This window comes from Burkholderia sp. RF2-non_BP3 (genome assembly GCF_001522185.1).
Lineage (GTDB): Bacteria > Pseudomonadota > Gammaproteobacteria > Burkholderiales > Burkholderiaceae > Burkholderia > Burkholderia diffusa.
The window spans coordinates 273,173-287,500 of the sequence record NZ_LOSU01000033.1; the positions used below are offsets into that span (position 1 = coordinate 273,173).

The following is a 14,328-nucleotide window of genomic DNA, read 5'->3' on the forward strand; positions in this document are numbered from 1 at the left end:
CTGCGTCGGCCGGTCCCGGATCCTCCGCACGCAGCTCGACTCCGCCGATGTGACCGGCACGAAGAAATGAACGCAGTGAAACAGGCTCGTTCGCGACGATACCGCTGCGCTGCTGCGCTGACCGGCGCGCTGCTGTTCACGCTTGCGTCAGCCGGTGCGCGCGCGGAACCCGATACGGCCGCAGCGCAGCAGCAGACCACCGCGATCGACGAAGCGATCGCCGCCGAGATCGCCGACGGCCATCTTGCCGGCGCCGTGGTCGTGACGGGCGACGCGGACGGCGTGCGCGTGCGCGTCGCGCGCGGCCTGCGCGTGACGGGCGAGCACGCCGAGGCGATGACGGCCGATACCGTCTTCGATCTTGCGTCGCTGACCAAGCCGGTCGCGACGGCGGTCGCGATCATGCAGCTCGCGGAGCGCGGCATGCTGCGCCTCGACGCGCCGGCCGCGCGCTACTGGCCCGCGTTCGGCGCGCACGGCAAGGCCGGCATCACGATCCGCCAGTTGCTCGCGCATGTGTCGGGGCTGCCGGCCGGCGTGTCGTCGTCCCGCGCGCTGCGCAGCCGCGCCGCCGTGCTGGCCGACATCGTCGCGATGCCCCCCGGCACACCGGCCGGCACGCAGGTGCGCTACAGCGACGTCAACTACGTGGTGCTTGGCGAGATCGTCGAGCGCGTGTCGCACCGGCCGCTCGACGCGTGGTGCGCCGCACATGTGTTCGCGCCGCTCGGGATGGCGAGCACCGCGTTCCGGCCAGCGGCGTCGCTGTTCGCGCGCGTGGCGCCTACCACCGTTCGCGATGGCCGTTTGCTGCGCGGGCGCGTCCACGATCCCGTCGCGGCCGCGATGGGCGGCGTCGCCGGCAATGCGGGCCTGTTCGCGAGTGCGGACGATCTGGCGCGCTTCGCGCGCATGCTGCTGAACGGCGGCGCGCTCGGCCCGGTGCGCGTGCTGGCGCGCCGCAGCGTCGCCGCGCTCGAAACGCCTGCCACGCTCGACGCGGCAGGCGACCTGCACACGCCCGGCTGGGCGGTCGGGCCGCCGCTCGTCGCGAACCGCTACCGGCTGCCGCCGCTCGGCGCGCTGCAACACCTCGGCTACACGGGCACGGCGCTGTGGATCGATCCGGTGACGCGCCGCTTCGCGATCGTGCTCACCAGCCGGCTGTATCCCGACGAAACCGGCACGGCGATGCCACTGCGCTCGCTCGTGCTCGGCATCGTGTCGAGCGAGGCCGCGGCCGTGACGTCGTCGCGGATTGCGACGCGCGTGCCCGCGATGGCGGCGGCCGTCGCGCAAGCCGCCCGGTTGCCGGTATCGCGCGGGCCGGTGCTGGCCGGCATCGACGTGCTCGCGGCGAGCGGCTTCGCGGCCGTCGCGGGCAAGCGCATTGCGCTCGTCACGAACCGCAGCGGCTTCGACCGGTTCGGCCGGCGCACGGTCGACCTGCTCGCGCAGGCGCCGGGCGCGCGGCTCGTCGCGCTGTTCGCGCCCGAGCACGGGCTCGGCACCGACGTCGACGAGACATTCGGCGACACGCTCGACACCGCGACCGGTGTGGTCGTTCACAGCCTCTACGGCGACCGCCGCAGGATCGCGCCCGCGCTGCTCGCCGATGTCGACGTGCTGGTGTTCGACCTGCAGGACGCAGGCGTACGCTTCTTCACGTATCTGGCCACCCTCGGCTACGCGCTCGAGGCCGGCGCCGCCGCACATCGCCCGGTGCTCGTGCTCGACCGCCCGGACCCGCTGGGCGGCGATGTGTCCGGCGGCCCCGTGGCCGATGCCGGGCCGGCCACGTTCACCGGTTATTACCCGTTGCCGCTCCAGCCCGGCATGACGCTCGGCGAACTGGCGCGACTGTTCAACGACCGCCTGCATATCGGCGCGGCGCTGACCGTGGTACCGATGGCGAATTACGTGCGCGCGATGCGCTTCGACGATACCGGGCTCGGCCGGGTGCCGCCATCGCCGAACTTGCGCGACGGCGCCGCGTTGTCGCTGTACCCGGAGACGGGGCTCATCGAGGGCGCGGCGATCAGTGTCGGGCGCGGTACCGCGACGCCGTTCGGCGTGGTCGGCGCGCCGTGGATCGACGCGCGCGTCCTTACGGACGATCTTCGCGCGATGCGGCTGGACGCGACATTCTCGCCGGTTCGCTTCGTGCCCACGGAGGGGCCGTATCGCGGCAGGGTGTGCGAAGGGGTGCGCATCGACCGGCCGCCCGGCGCGGCACGGCCGGGCGAGATCGGGCTGGCACTCGCACTGGCGCTGCACCGGCGTTATCCGGCGAAGTTCCGGATCGATGCGATCCGAGCATCGGTCGGTTCGCGCGAGGTGGCGGACATGCTGGAGGCGGGGCGGTCGCTCGACGAGATCGAGCGCGTGGTCGTTGCGCAGGAGGCGGCGTTCGCGCCCGAGAGAGCAGCATTTCTGCTGTACTGAGCGGATGCAAAGCCGTCGGCAAGCGTGACGCCGATACGAGATTAGCCGCGACTTCGCCGACACGGCTCGGTCGATCCGTCTCGACGATTCGATGGGCGATCGCATATCGGATCGACGCGGCATCGCTTCGCAACTCGCGCTGGTCGAGCGCGCGCGTTGCCCGACTGCCGACGGGCGCACGCACGCGCAAAAGCGCGCTATTCGTGCGCCTCCGATCGCGTGGCAGGAGCGGCCGAACGTTCATCGTGCCGTTTGCCGCGGCCTCGCTGCTTCCGTCCCGTGTCTTCGAGCATTCTCGTGACGTTGCTGAAGGCATTGCGCAGCGCGACGTAGACATCCTCGTCGCGCTCCTTGCTGGATACCAGTTGATGTCCGGGAATCGTGACTTCGATCCGGATATTGAACGGTTTCCCCTGATGATCGTGCTTCTCGTCCAGCACGACGTTGATCCGGCAATGCGAGATGTCCTGCCGGAATCGATCGAGTCTGGATGCATGCCGGGCGGCTGCCGCCTCGAGCGCGTCCGAGCGCGGCATGCCTTGAAATACCAGTTCGTAAGGTGGCTTCATTGCTTGATCCGTTGATGGCTGATGAATGCCGGTCGTGCCCCGTCGTGCCGGCGCCCCTGAGACTCCGGTTCAGAACGTGGCGATCTGAAGGACGACATCGAACGCGATGACCAGTGCCGAGCACAGAACGCCGAGCGCCAGGTTCGCGAGCCGATGCTCGACGTCCGGATGCTTGCCTACCCATGCCGTCATGAAGAACAACCCGTCGAGAATCACCTGCAGTGCAAATACGAACAACATCAGCGTGAACTCGTAGCCAGCCTGCGGCAGTTGCGCGAAATTCCAGCCATGCCGGCTTACCCAATAGCCGATCCGGTAGACCTCGTAGCCGGCCAGCAGCAGAGGAAACACGTAGGAAACGAAATACGTCGGCACGGTCGCATGCCGAAACTCAGGTAGGAAATGATGTCCGGTCTGCATGGTTGCCTCCCAGCCTGGACGCGTGCGTCAGGACGACTGTCGTTCACGTTTCCAGCCTAGGCTGTCGGGGCAGCCGCCACTTGACACGCATCAACGGCGGCTTTTATGGAACGCGCCGGCCCGTGGAAACGAGACGATTCCATCGAGAGCGTGTCCGGCCACGCGGACGACAAGGTGTGACCAGCATCAACGGCTGATCGGCTGGAAGGGTGAAATTCCGATCGTGCCATCGACGCGAATCGCAAACACGATATCGAACGGGAACCGCCCCGGGATCCGGCATCCGGGGCGAGAATGGCTGCCCTGGGGCAACTGTGGCACCGGCCGCTCCGTGGCCGACATGAATTCCGCGTATCCCCGCTGGCAAGTCGTACAAGAGCGACCGGCGGCACACTGATGGCTCAGCCGAGTTCGCCGCCCCAGTTTCCCGATTCCGCGACGCCCGGTGATGCGGCCGTGCGTGGGCGATGCGCGATCATGCAATCGGTCGTGAGCAGCAGCGACGCGACCGAGATCGCGTTCTGTAGCGCCGAACGCGCGACCTTGACCGGGTCGACGATTCCGGCAGCAATCATGTCCCCATATGTCGCCGTCGCCGCGTCATAGCCGAACGGCCCAGTCGCGGCATCGACTGCGTGTACGACGGCCTGCGCGTCCGCTCCGGCGTTTTCGGCGATCTGACGCAGCGGGGATGCCAGCGCGTCGTGCACGATTCGCGCGCCGGTGCGCTGCGCGTCCGTCAAGTCCGTGCGATTGCCTTCGAGCGCGCGCCGTGCACGCAGCAGTGCGACGCCACCGCCTGGCACAATGCCTTCCTCCATCGCGGCGCGCGTCGCATGCAAGGCGTCCTCGAAGCGATTCTTGCGCTCGCGCAATGCGGTTTCCGTCGCGGCGCCGACGCGAATCACCGCGACGCCGCCCGCGAGTTTCGTCAACCGGCGCGTCAGTGCGTCGCGCTCGTATCCGGCCGGTGTCGCCGCGATACGCGTACGCAGCGCCTGGACGCGGTCGTCGATGTGCTGGCGTTCACCTCGCCCGGCGATGACGGTCGTCGTCTCGCGCGTGATCTCCACGCGCCGCGCGGCACCGAGATCGTCGAGCGTCGTGCGCTCGAGTGTCCGTCCGGCCTGAACGGAAATGACCGTCGCGCCAGTCAGCGCGGCGAGGTCGGCGAGCTGCTCGGTGCGTGCCTCACCGAATCCGGGCGAGCGGATCGCGCATGATTTCAGCGTGCCGCGCAGGTGGTTGACGACAAGGGTCGCCAGCGCCTCGCCTTCCACTTCGTTCGCGACGACGAGAAGCGGTTTGCCGGTGCTGCTGAGCGCCTCGAGTACCGGTAGCAATTGTGCGATCGCGCTGATGTTCATGTCGCAGAGCAGGATGCGAGGCTCGTCAAGGACGATGCGATGATTGTCCGAATCGACGAACAGCGGCGACAGATAGCCGCGATCGATCAGCGAGCCGTCCACCGTCTCGAGTTCGTCGTCGAGCTTCGTGCCGTCCTCGATGCTGATCGCGCCGTCCCTGCCCACACGCTCGACGGCCTGTGCGACGAGCGCGCCGATCGTGCTGTCGCCGCTGGCGGAAATCGTCGCGATCTGGCGCATTTCGTCCGCGCTTGCGCACGGTTTCGACACGCGGTGCAGTTCGGCGACCACGTCGCGGCCGGCCGCTTCGATCGCACGCTTCAGCGCCATCGGATCGTGCCCGGCAGTGACGCACTTGATGCCTTCCGCAACGATGGCCTGTGCCAGAGTGGTGGCAGTGGTCGTGCCGTCGCCGGCGACTTCGCTGGTGCGAGTCGCCACTTCGCGCAACAACCGTGCGCCCATTTCCTCGAACGGGTCGGGCAAGTCCACAGCGCTGGCGACGACGACGCCAGAGTTCGCGACCAGCGGCGCCGTGCCGGCCCGCTCGACGATCACGTTGCGCCCGCCCGGGCCGAGCGTGAGCTTGACTGCCTCGGCCATCGCGTTGACGCCTTTGAGCAGTCGTTGGCGAGCATCCTGATGAAAGACAAGCGATTTTGCGGGCACGATGCACCTCCTGTGCGACGAAGCCGGGCACGACGCGCCTCGGGGCCGGCGACCGATACGCATATTCCACCTGCCGGCGCGTCGTGCCGATTGACCTGGGTCAACGAGTGCCACGCGTTTCGCACCGCCATGTGCTCGCCCAAGAGCCTTCGGTGTCCCCATCCTGAGCGTTGATCTCCGTCAATTGCCGCGGTCATCGCCAATCGAGAATAAATGCATTACTGACGAGAAGGAGGCACGACATGAAAGAATCATCCACGAAACTGCCGGTCAATAAGCCGCAGGAGAGTGCGGAGCATGCGCCGATGGGGGCGCCGTACTGGCATCCGATCGAAACGCTGCGCCATGAGATGGACCGTCTCTTCGACGATTTCAATCGCAGCGCGGGCATGCCGTCGGTGCGGCGACCGATTTTCAACCTCCAGCCATTCTGGCACCGCGATCACGAATGGAGCGCCGAGCCCGCGGTCGACTTCGCGGAAACCGACAAGTCATACGAAATCACCGCGGAATTGCCCGGGCTGGACGAGAAGGACATCGAGGTCAAGCTCGCGAACGGCGGCTTGTCGATCCGCGGCGAAAAGCAGGAAGAGAAGGAGGAGCAGCACAAGGACTACTACGTCCACGAGCGCCGCTTCGGCTCGTTCGAGCGCTACTTTCGCATGCCCGACGGGGTCGACAGAAACAAGATCGAGGCGTCGTTCCAGAAAGGCGTTCTGACGGTCACGCTGCCGAAGACGCCGGAGGCTCGCAAGGCCGAGAAGAAGATCGAGGTCAAGGCAGGCTGAAACTGGTGCGGGCATCCGCCGACGCATGCCGGCGGATGCCTGTGCATACGCTTTCCGTTTGCTTCTCGATCGTTGGGTCATGTCGTGACACACCGACATTCGGGCGGTCGATGAAAGGCGGTCCTGCATTCGCCATGCACTGAGAGCCGATAACCGGGATATCGGCCACGGCGCCCTTGAGCCAGTGGTTGCACCGTCGCGTGCAATCGGCACACACACGGGACCGATTTTCTTTGGATCACCCGCGCGTCATGGCGAATGAATTCAACGGACGCACGCGCCGCCCGACAAGCGTGCATGAAGGAGGTCGTCATGTTAGCCGGCAAGGTTCTCGTCGTGTTCTATTCGCGCACCGGCACGACCCGCCGGGCCGCATCCGCGCTGGCCGAGATGCTCGACGCCGACGTCGAGGAAATCGTCGTGACGCGCGATCGTGCCGGCCCGTTCGGCTATCTGCGTTCGCTCGTCGAGGCAATCAACCAGAAGCCGGCGGAGATCGTCGCGGCGAAGCGCGACCCGTCCGCGTACGATCTCGTGGTGATCGGCTCCCCGGTCTGGGCAGGCTGCGTATCGTCGCCGGTGCGGGCGTATCTCGTCGCGAATCAGCGACGCCTGCCGCGTGTCGCATTCTTTTGCAGCTTCGCGCAACGTGGTGCGGACTCCGCACTCACGCAAATGCGGACGCTGGCACGCAAGTCGCCGCTCGCCGAATGTCGCGTGACGCCGCGCGAATCCTTGCATGGAGATGCCAGCCCGATTCTCGCGGCATTTGCTGAACAGGCAGCACGCAGGCTGGCGGAAGCGGTCGCGACGACTGCGGCGCGTTGAAGCATACTCGGCGCGCGAGCCCGTCAATGGGCGGTAGTGCTCTCGGGCACCGCTGCACGAGACCGCGCGCCGTCGTGCAACGGTGTGGCGGACGTTACGACGCCGGCGTCAGGGCACCGGTCGGTGTGCGTCTGCGGCCGCGAGATAGCCGACGATATCGTCGAGCGTAACCAGACGACCGTAGTCGCGCTCCGGGATCTCCACCTTCAGCCGCGCATGAAGGCCAGTCAGAACATTGAGCCAGTCCATCGAATCGAGATCGACTTGACTGCGCAACGGACGATCCGCGCGCAGCGTCGACGGATCGAGTTCCGGCGCGACGGATGCAAGCGTTTCCAGTACGACCGACAGGATGTCTGCATTGTTCATTGATTCAACTCCTCGGGGTGCTGCAGCAATTCACCCAGTTCAACCAGGAACAGCGCACCGCGATGGCCGTCGGATACGCGGTGGTCGGCCGAGAGGCTGGCGGTCGTCACCGGCATGATCTTCAGCCCGCCGTCTTCGGCCCACGGCCGTTCAATGATTCGCCCGAACCCGACGAGCGCGACCTGGGGAGGATAGATAATGCCGAACACCTCGGCGGCACCTCGATCGCCGACATTCGTCACGGTAATCGTCGATTCCGACAACTCCGAACTCCGCAGCGAGCCCGCGCGACATCGCTGCGTGAGGTCGAGCAGTTCGCGCATCAGTTGGTTCAGGGGCTTGGCATCCGCATCGAGCAACGCGGGCGCCACCAGCCCGCCCTGGCGCAGCGAGATCGCCACGCCGAGATGCACGGCGACGGCCGGCTGGAAGACGCCCTCCCGATGGAACCCGTTCAGCTCCGGAAATCGACGCAGCGTGAGCGCGACCGCCTTGAGCAGGAGCGCTGCCGGAAGCAGCCTGTCGGTCACGGAACGCATCGCGTTCTCGGCCGCGAGCCATGCCAGCGCCTTTCCCAGCGGAATCGTCTCGGACACGTAATAGTGCGGAATCTCGCGCTTCGAACGCTCCATCGCGGCCGCGATCACCCGTCTCATTTCCGGAAAGCGCTCGCCGGGCGTGCCGGGCGCGGGCGAACCCGCCGCCGCGATCGTCCGTTCGACGTCGGCCAGCGTCACCGAGCCCGCCGGGCCGGTGCCCGTGACACTGTCGGGATCGACCCGGTGCTGCTGCGCCAGCTTGCGCGCAGCCGGCGAGATCTTGCGGCGAGGTGCCGCGCCGGTGGCCGCGGCGGGTGCCGCCGGTTGGCGCGTATGCCGCGCCGCCGGCGGTGCTTCTCCGGGCTCGAGCAGCGTGGCCATCGGCGTGCCGACGGGGATCCGTTCGCCCGGGTTCACGAACAATTCGTCGACCGTTCCCTCGTGCCAGCTCTCGACATCCACTGCCGCCTTGCTCGTGTCGACGATCGCGACAACCTGGCCTTTCTTGACCACGTCGCCAGGCTTGACCTTCCATTCGAGGAGCGTCCCCTCGTCCATGTCCGCTCCCATGGAAGGCAACGTGAATTCGATCATGCGTCCCCCTTCGGAGTTTGTCAGCAATCACGAAAACAATTGTTTCACCGCGGTGACGATCTTGTCGACTTGGGGTAATGCCGCGTCTTCCATGTGCCGGGCGTAAGGAATCGGCACATCTTCGGCGCACACGCGTGCCGGCGGTGCATCGAGCTCATAGAACGCCTGCTCGACGATGCGCGCGATGATCTCCGCGGCGACGCTGGCGCTGCGCCAGCATTCGTCGACGACGACCACGCGCCGGCACTTCGCTACCGACGCGATGATCGTCGCGTCGTCGAGCGGCCGCAACACGCGCAGGTCGATCACTTCGGCGGAGATCCCGCCGCCGGCGAGCGTCTCGGCAGCATCGAGCGCCTTCGGCAGCGAGCCGCCGTACGCGAGGATGGCGACGTCCTTGCCCGCGCGGCGCACTTTCGCGGTGCGAATGTCGACACCGTCGAGGTCCGGCAGGTCTCCTTCCGTGTTGTAGAGGCCCGCGTGTTCGAAGATCAGCACCGGGTCCGGATCGGCCAATGCCGGCGCCAGCATGTGGCGCGCATCCTCGATGGTCGCCGGTGCGAGCACCTTGATGCCCGGGATGCCCGCGTACCAGCCTTCGAAACTGTGCGAGTGCTGCGCGGCGACCTGCCGGCCGGCGCCCGTCGCCATTCGGACGACCAGCGGCACCGAGAATTGCCCGCCGGACATGTGGTGGTAGAGCGCTGCGGTATTGACGATCTGGTCGAGCGCAAGCAGGCTGAAGTTCACCGTCATGATCTCGACGATCGGCCGCATGCCGCCCAGCGCAGCGCCGATGCCGGCCCCCGTGAACGCGAGTTCCGACAGTGGCGTGTCGCGGATGCGCTCGGGCCCGAACGCGTCGAGCAACCCGGCCGACACTGCATAGGTGCCGCCGTAGCATCCGACGTCCTCGCCCATCAGGAACACGCGTGAATCGTTCGACAGCGCCTCGCGCAGTGCCTCGCGCAGCGCCTCGCGATACGTGAGACGGCGGCTCATCGCGGGCCTCCCGCCGTCGTGTAGACGTCCTCTGCGAGCGCTTCGAGGGGCTCCCATGCGGCGGCATCGGCAAACGCGACCGCGCGGGCGACTTCGGCTTCGACATCGGCATCGAGCGCGACGAACGCGTCCTCCGTGAGTTTGCCTTCGGCCTTGAGGCGCGCGGTGAACGTGTGGATCGGACCGCGGGTTTTCCATGCGTCGACCTCTGCCTTCTGCCGGTAGAGTTCGGCGTCGTACATCGAATGCGCGCGGAAACGATACGTCCGCAGTTCCAGGAACATCGGGCCGGCGCCGCTTCGCACATAGGCGACCGCATCCTTCGCCGCGTCGTGTACGGCCACGATATCCATACCGTCGGTCGAACTCGCCCGCATGTCATAGGCGGCAGCTTTCGTGCACAGGTCCGTCTGGGATTCGTGGCGCTCGACGGCAGTGCCCATCGCATACAGGTTGTTTTCGCAGTAGAACAGCACCGGAAGCCGCCAGAGCGCCGCGAGATTCATCGACTCGTGAAATGCCCCTTCGGCAACCGCGCCGTCACCGAAGAAACATGCGGTGACGCGCGTGCTCGACTGCATCTTTTCGGCGAGCGCGAGACCGACCGCCAGCGGCAGACCGCCACCAACGATCGCGTTTCCGCCGAACAGCCGGCTGCTTCGGTCGAACAGGTGCATCGAGCCGCCGCGCCCGCGAGCGCAGCCTTCGCGCTTGCCATACATTTCGGCCATCAGCACGCCCATGTCCATGCCGCGAACCAGCGCATGCGCATGCTCGCGGTAGGTCGCGACGACGTTGTCGTCGGGTGTCAGCGCATGCAGGGCGCCGATGCCGGAGGCTTCCTCGCCGATATACAGATGAAGAAAGCCGCGTATCTTTCCCGCGCCGTAGAGTTCGGCACATTTCTCTTCGAGGCGGCGCACGCGCAACATGTCGCGCAACAGCGCGAGCGCCAGATCCGCTGGATACGGCACGGGCCCTGACGGCGGAGGCGGAGGCGGGTGGTCGACGGGAGTCATGCGCCGCTCTCGAGTGTCGATGTGTCGCCTTCCGCCATCCCCAACTCGCGGGCCTTGAGCAGGCGCCGCATGATCTTGCCGCTGCGAGTGTGCGGAAGCTGGCCGACGAATACGATTTCCTTGGGCGCGACCGCCGCACCCAGGCGCTTTCGCGCGTGGGCGAGCAGCGCCATCCTGAGTGCATCGTCGGGGCATTGGCCCTGGTTCAGCGCCACAAATGCCTTGATCGATTCGCCGACGACGGGATCAGGCTTGCCGATCACCGCCGCCTCCGCGACCGCCGGATGCGCCATCAACACGCTTTCGACCTCGAACGGCCCGATCAGGTGGCCGGCCGACTTGATGACGTCGTCGGCGCGCCCGACGAACCAGTAGTAGCCATCGGCGTCCCGCCTCGCGAGATCACCGGTCAGATACCAGTCGCCGGCGAAGCATTTGCGATAGCGTGCATCTTCGTTCAGATAGCCGCGAAACATGGACGGCCAGCCGCGCCGGAGCGCGAGTTCGCCCTCGATGCCCGGCTCGTCGACGAGTTGCACGCCGCCACCGGCGTCGCGCTGCACGATCGCCGCATCCACGCCCGGTAGTGGCCTTCCCATCGAGCCGGGCTTGATGTCGAACGCGGGTGTATTCGCGATCATGATCCCGCCGGTTTCGGTTTGCCACCAGTTGTCGTGAATCGGCAGCCCGAGCACTGCCTTTCCCCACCAGACGGCTTCCGGGTTCAACGGCTCACCCACGCTGGCGACGAAGCGCAAGTGCGGGAACGCGTGCTGCGAAGCGATCCCGGAGCCGGCTCGCATCAGCATGCGCACGGCGGTCGGCGCCGTGTACCACACGGATACGTGCTCGTCCTCGAGGAGGCCGTACCAGCGCTCGGCATCGAATTCCTCGCGGTCGACGATGGAGGTCACGCCATGGAGCAGCGGCGCGATGATCCCGTACGAGGTACCCGTGACCCAGCCGGGGTCGGCGGTGCACCAGTAGATGTCGTCCTCGTGCAGGTCCAGCGCATACCGTCCGGTGATCCAGTGCGTGAGCGCCGCCGCATGCACGTGGACGGCGCCTTTCGGCGTGCCGGTGGTGCCGCTCGTGAAGTGCAGCAGCGCCATGTCTTCCGGGGACGTCGGTTCGTAGCGGCATGTGTCCGCCGCACCGGCCATCAGCGATGCGAGGTCGTGGGTGCCGGAAACGTTCGTCGCCGCGCCGGGTGTATCCGCCACGAGCAGAACGTGCTTCAGCCCCGGCATGCGTTCGCGCCACGGGGCGATCTTGCGTTCGAAGATCGTATCGGTCGTGAGCAGCACCGTTCCCGCGCCGAGATTCACGCGTGTGGCGATCGGCTCCGGCCCGAACGCGGAGAAGAGGGGGGAGACGACCGTGCCGTTCTTGAGTGCGCCGAGCGCACCGACATACATTTCGGGGATGCGTCCGGCGACGATGAACAGGCGGTCGCCCTTGCCGATACCCAGGCCACGCAGCACGTTGCAGAAGCGGTCAGTCAGTGTCGCGAGTTCGGCGTAGCTGATTGCGCGGGATGGCGCATTCCGTGCGAGGAAGCGCAGGGCGATCCTGTCGCGTCCGGGGCCGGCACAATGACGGTCGACTGCCTGCCACCCGATGTTGATGCCGCCGCCCGGTTCGATCGCGAGTTCGCGCGCCGCAGCCGCCCACGAGAAACGGTGCCGTTCGCCGTCGTAGTCGACGAGATTCGGCACGACGCGCAGGTCGGCAGGTGTTTTGGCGATGATCGCGGGGACATTCATTCGGACACCATCCGGTCGGGTCGGACGTGATTCATTCTGGTCGCCGCACCCGCTTTTCCGTTGACGTGCGTCAACGCGCCGCGGTTGCCGAATCGGGCCCGACCGCGCCGCGGTGATGATGGACCACAGGATTCGGATCCACGTTGCCACGGAAGATGCCGACCGAACACGATACTGTTCGAATGGCCATATGGCGACATCCGTGTACGATCTCCCGTCTTTGATATCGGTCAAATTCGCCCGGTGTTTCTGGGTGAAGCATTCATCTTGCAGGCTGGTCGAGCTGGCTGAGCGCGTGCAGCGTCCGCCGCAGACTAGCCGGTGAAGCGCCAGTGCGTCGAAGGAGAAACCTCATGTGGGCACGTGACGTGATGACAACCTCGGTCATTTCCGCGACGCCGGAGATGAGCGTGCAGGAGGTCGCCAAGCTGCTCGCCGAGCACGCGATCAGCGCGGTTCCGGTAACGGATGCAGATGGCAGGCTGATCGGTATCGTCAGCGAAGGCGATCTTGTGCGCCGCGTCGAGCTCGGCACCGGTGTCAGGCGTCGCTCCTGGTGGCTGGAGCTTCTTGCATCCAGCACTGAGCTGGCCAGCGAGTACGTAAGGGAGCATGCGCAGAAGGTGAAGGACCTGATGAGTGTCGACGTCGTCACTGTCCACGAGGACACTCCGCTGTCTGAAGTTGCAGATCTGCTCGAGCGGTACCGTATCAAGCGCGTGCCGGTCGTCAAGGACGACAAGGTGACGGGCCTGGTGAGCCGCGCCGATCTCGTGCGTGCGCTGGCCAGCGATACGCACAACCAACAGTCGCCGGTTCCACCTGCCGACGTGGAGATACGCGAGGCGATACTGAAGGCGATGTCTGGCCAACGCTGGGCGCTATCTCGGGGTCAGGTCATCGTCAAGAACGGACAGGTGCATCTCTGGGGCGTGATCTTTAGCGAGGAGGAGCGCAAAGCAGTGTGCGTCGCCGCCCAGACCGTCCCGGGGGTGAAACAGGTAATCAGTCACCTTGTCTATCCGCTGACGCTTCCGTCGATGTAAATCGACACGCGTCGGCGGCGCGTCATCGGAACACCGGAAGAAGGTCGGTGACGGCACTGTGTCGCCCGAAAATTTTTCCGCACTCGTACGGAAGGCGCGATCTGCGCAGACTGGGCGAACGCTTCTTTCGTCCGGCCGGCACCCGGCCGGGCGGGAGCGGCCTCGGCTGGTCGATCGTGCGGCGAATCGCAGCGGCGCACGAGGCCGACATCCAGGTGGATCGATCGCCCGCGTTTGGCGGACTGCGCGTGGCCATTTCGTGGCCGGCTGCCGATGAAGCCGGTGCGGCCGGGCGTTAGTCGATCATGTACGTCACCGATCAGACTGCACGAGCCCGATGCGTGGCCGGAGGTCACGGGAGCGATCGATCGCGGCCGGAAGGGCGCGTTCGTCACCGAACACGCCGAACCGCGTGATTACTGGCCGGCAGCGCCGCTTGCAAGGCCGCCAGGCTGACCGTGCATGTAGCCCGGCCCCATGCCCATTCCCATGCCTTGTCCCCGATGCATGCCCCTCATGGGGGGAGCATCAGGCAGCGTGATGCCGCGCGCCTTCGCACGCTTCTGCATCTCGGCGTGGTGCTGCGCGCGAATTTTCTCGCGCTCGGCATCCGATTTCGCGGCGAGCATGCGGGTGTGGTATTCGTTCCGCTCGGCAGGCGTCATCAGCTGGCTGCCGTACATCATGCCGCGCCACTCGACCGCGGGATCGCTAGCCGGTTGGCGCGGCTGGGCATCGGCCAGACCGGACGCGATCGCGAGCGCGGCGCCGATCAGACACGAAACGGTGAACCTGTTTGCTCTGGACATGACGGTCTCCAGGTCGTTTGCATGGGTTCAACCGTACGCAAAACGGGGGGGCGATCCTTTGCCTCAGATCAAGTGCCGCGGAGTGACCGCCAATACCA

Annotated in this window: 13 protein-coding genes and 1 pseudogene; 5 read left to right on the forward strand and 9 right to left on the reverse strand. The window is 66.5% G+C overall.

What is annotated here, in order from left to right:
* The first annotated feature begins 66 nt into the window (after window positions 1-66).
* A complete protein-coding gene (locus WS45_RS17600) occupies window positions 67-2,445 on the forward strand; it encodes an exo-beta-N-acetylmuramidase NamZ domain-containing protein (protein WP_156437205.1) in 2,379 nt (792 codons plus the stop codon).
* Window positions 2,446-2,642: 197 nt separating this feature from the next.
* Here WS45_RS17600 and WS45_RS17605 read toward each other — a convergent pair whose 3' ends face one another.
* From WS45_RS17605 to groL, 3 genes are all read right to left on the reverse strand, one after another.
* Window positions 2,643-3,014 (reverse strand): HPF/RaiA family ribosome-associated protein, encoded by a 372-nt coding sequence (locus WS45_RS17605; RefSeq protein WP_059536522.1) that lies wholly within the window; start codon window positions 3,012-3,014, stop codon window positions 2,643-2,645.
* Between the two features lie 69 nt (window positions 3,015-3,083).
* Window positions 3,084-3,434, reverse strand: a complete 351-nt coding sequence (locus WS45_RS17610; RefSeq protein WP_059536517.1) for a hypothetical protein — start codon at window positions 3,432-3,434, stop codon at window positions 3,084-3,086.
* A gap of 401 nt (window positions 3,435-3,835) precedes the next feature.
* Window positions 3,836-5,470 (reverse strand): chaperonin GroEL, encoded by a 1,635-nt coding sequence (gene groL / locus WS45_RS17615; RefSeq protein ID WP_059542033.1) that lies wholly within the window; start codon window positions 5,468-5,470, stop codon window positions 3,836-3,838.
* Between the two features lie 242 nt (window positions 5,471-5,712).
* Between groL and WS45_RS17620 the strand changes: the two genes are divergently transcribed.
* Window positions 5,713-6,258, forward strand: coding sequence for an Hsp20/alpha crystallin family protein (locus WS45_RS17620; protein WP_059693118.1), 546 nt, complete (start codon window positions 5,713-5,715; stop codon window positions 6,256-6,258).
* Between the two features lie 312 nt (window positions 6,259-6,570).
* The gene (locus WS45_RS17625; protein ID WP_059701029.1) at window positions 6,571-7,086 is read left to right on the forward strand and encodes a flavodoxin family protein; all 516 of its coding nucleotides are present in this window, start codon (window positions 6,571-6,573) and stop codon (window positions 7,084-7,086) included.
* 108 nt (window positions 7,087-7,194) lie between these two features.
* On the opposite strand, the gene WS45_RS17630 is transcribed toward WS45_RS17625, so the two are convergent.
* Genes WS45_RS17630 through acsA form a run of 5 tightly spaced genes read right to left on the reverse strand, consistent with a single transcriptional unit; the run spans window position 7,195 to window position 12,375 of the window.
* On the reverse strand, window positions 7,195-7,455 hold the full coding sequence (locus tag WS45_RS17630; protein WP_059542030.1) for an acyl carrier protein: 261 nt from the start codon (window positions 7,453-7,455) through the stop codon (window positions 7,195-7,197).
* Window positions 7,452-8,588, reverse strand: a complete 1,137-nt coding sequence (locus WS45_RS17635) for a dihydrolipoamide acetyltransferase family protein (RefSeq protein ID WP_059700893.1) — start codon at window positions 8,586-8,588, stop codon at window positions 7,452-7,454. The genes WS45_RS17630 and WS45_RS17635 overlap by 4 nt, the downstream gene beginning before the upstream one ends.
* A gap of 27 nt (window positions 8,589-8,615) precedes the next feature.
* A complete protein-coding gene (locus WS45_RS17640; protein WP_059700894.1) occupies window positions 8,616-9,590 on the reverse strand; it encodes an alpha-ketoacid dehydrogenase subunit beta in 975 nt (324 codons plus the stop codon).
* Window positions 9,587-10,609 (reverse strand): pyruvate dehydrogenase (acetyl-transferring) E1 component subunit alpha, encoded by a 1,023-nt coding sequence (gene pdhA / locus WS45_RS17645; RefSeq protein WP_059700895.1) that lies wholly within the window; start codon window positions 10,607-10,609, stop codon window positions 9,587-9,589. Before pdhA ends, WS45_RS17640 begins: the two co-directional genes overlap by 4 nt.
* Window positions 10,606-12,375, reverse strand: coding sequence for an acetate--CoA ligase (gene acsA, locus WS45_RS17650; protein WP_059700896.1), 1,770 nt, complete (start codon window positions 12,373-12,375; stop codon window positions 10,606-10,608). The genes pdhA and acsA overlap by 4 nt, the downstream gene beginning before the upstream one ends.
* 353 nt (window positions 12,376-12,728) lie before the next feature.
* Here acsA and WS45_RS17655 point away from each other — a divergent pair, with 353 nt between their 5' ends.
* A complete protein-coding gene (locus tag WS45_RS17655) occupies window positions 12,729-13,421 on the forward strand; it encodes a CBS domain-containing protein (protein ID WP_059700897.1) in 693 nt (230 codons plus the stop codon).
* Between the two features lie 89 nt (window positions 13,422-13,510).
* Window positions 13,511-13,720: pseudogene (locus tag WS45_RS36175) on the forward strand (ATP-binding protein); the annotation flags it as partial.
* Between the two features lie 117 nt (window positions 13,721-13,837).
* Here WS45_RS36175 and WS45_RS17660 read toward each other — a convergent pair.
* On the reverse strand, window positions 13,838-14,230 hold the full coding sequence (locus WS45_RS17660) for a hypothetical protein (protein ID WP_059700898.1): 393 nt from the start codon (window positions 14,228-14,230) through the stop codon (window positions 13,838-13,840).
* Window positions 14,231-14,328: the final 98 nt, after the last annotated feature.

What these genes read in the sequence shown, in the direction of transcription:
- WS45_RS17600 (WP_156437205.1), top strand. Translation starts at nt 67, where the DNA reads ATGAACGCAGTGAAACAGGCTCGTTCGCGACGATACCGCTGCGCTGCT.
- WS45_RS17605 (WP_059536522.1), bottom strand. Translation starts at nt 3,014, where the DNA reads ATGAAGCCACCTTACGAACTGGTATTTCAAGGCATGCCGCGCTCGGAC.
- WS45_RS17610 (WP_059536517.1), bottom strand. Translation starts at nt 3,434, where the DNA reads ATGCAGACCGGACATCATTTCCTACCTGAGTTTCGGCATGCGACCGTG.
- WS45_RS17620 (WP_059693118.1), top strand. Translation starts at nt 5,713, where the DNA reads ATGAAAGAATCATCCACGAAACTGCCGGTCAATAAGCCGCAGGAGAGT.
- WS45_RS17625 (WP_059701029.1), top strand. Translation starts at nt 6,571, where the DNA reads ATGTTAGCCGGCAAGGTTCTCGTCGTGTTCTATTCGCGCACCGGCACG.
- WS45_RS17630 (WP_059542030.1), bottom strand. Translation starts at nt 7,455, where the DNA reads ATGAACAATGCAGACATCCTGTCGGTCGTACTGGAAACGCTTGCATCC.
- WS45_RS17635 (WP_059700893.1), bottom strand. Translation starts at nt 8,588, where the DNA reads ATGATCGAATTCACGTTGCCTTCCATGGGAGCGGACATGGACGAGGGG.
- WS45_RS17640 (WP_059700894.1), bottom strand. Translation starts at nt 9,590, where the DNA reads ATGAGCCGCCGTCTCACGTATCGCGAGGCGCTGCGCGAGGCACTGCGC.
- pdhA (WP_059700895.1), bottom strand. Translation starts at nt 10,609, where the DNA reads ATGACTCCCGTCGACCACCCGCCTCCGCCTCCGCCGTCAGGGCCCGTG.
- acsA (WP_059700896.1), bottom strand. Translation starts at nt 12,375, where the DNA reads ATGAATGTCCCCGCGATCATCGCCAAAACACCTGCCGACCTGCGCGTC.
- WS45_RS17655 (WP_059700897.1), top strand. Translation starts at nt 12,729, where the DNA reads ATGTGGGCACGTGACGTGATGACAACCTCGGTCATTTCCGCGACGCCG.
- WS45_RS17660 (WP_059700898.1), bottom strand. Translation starts at nt 14,230, where the DNA reads ATGTCCAGAGCAAACAGGTTCACCGTTTCGTGTCTGATCGGCGCCGCG.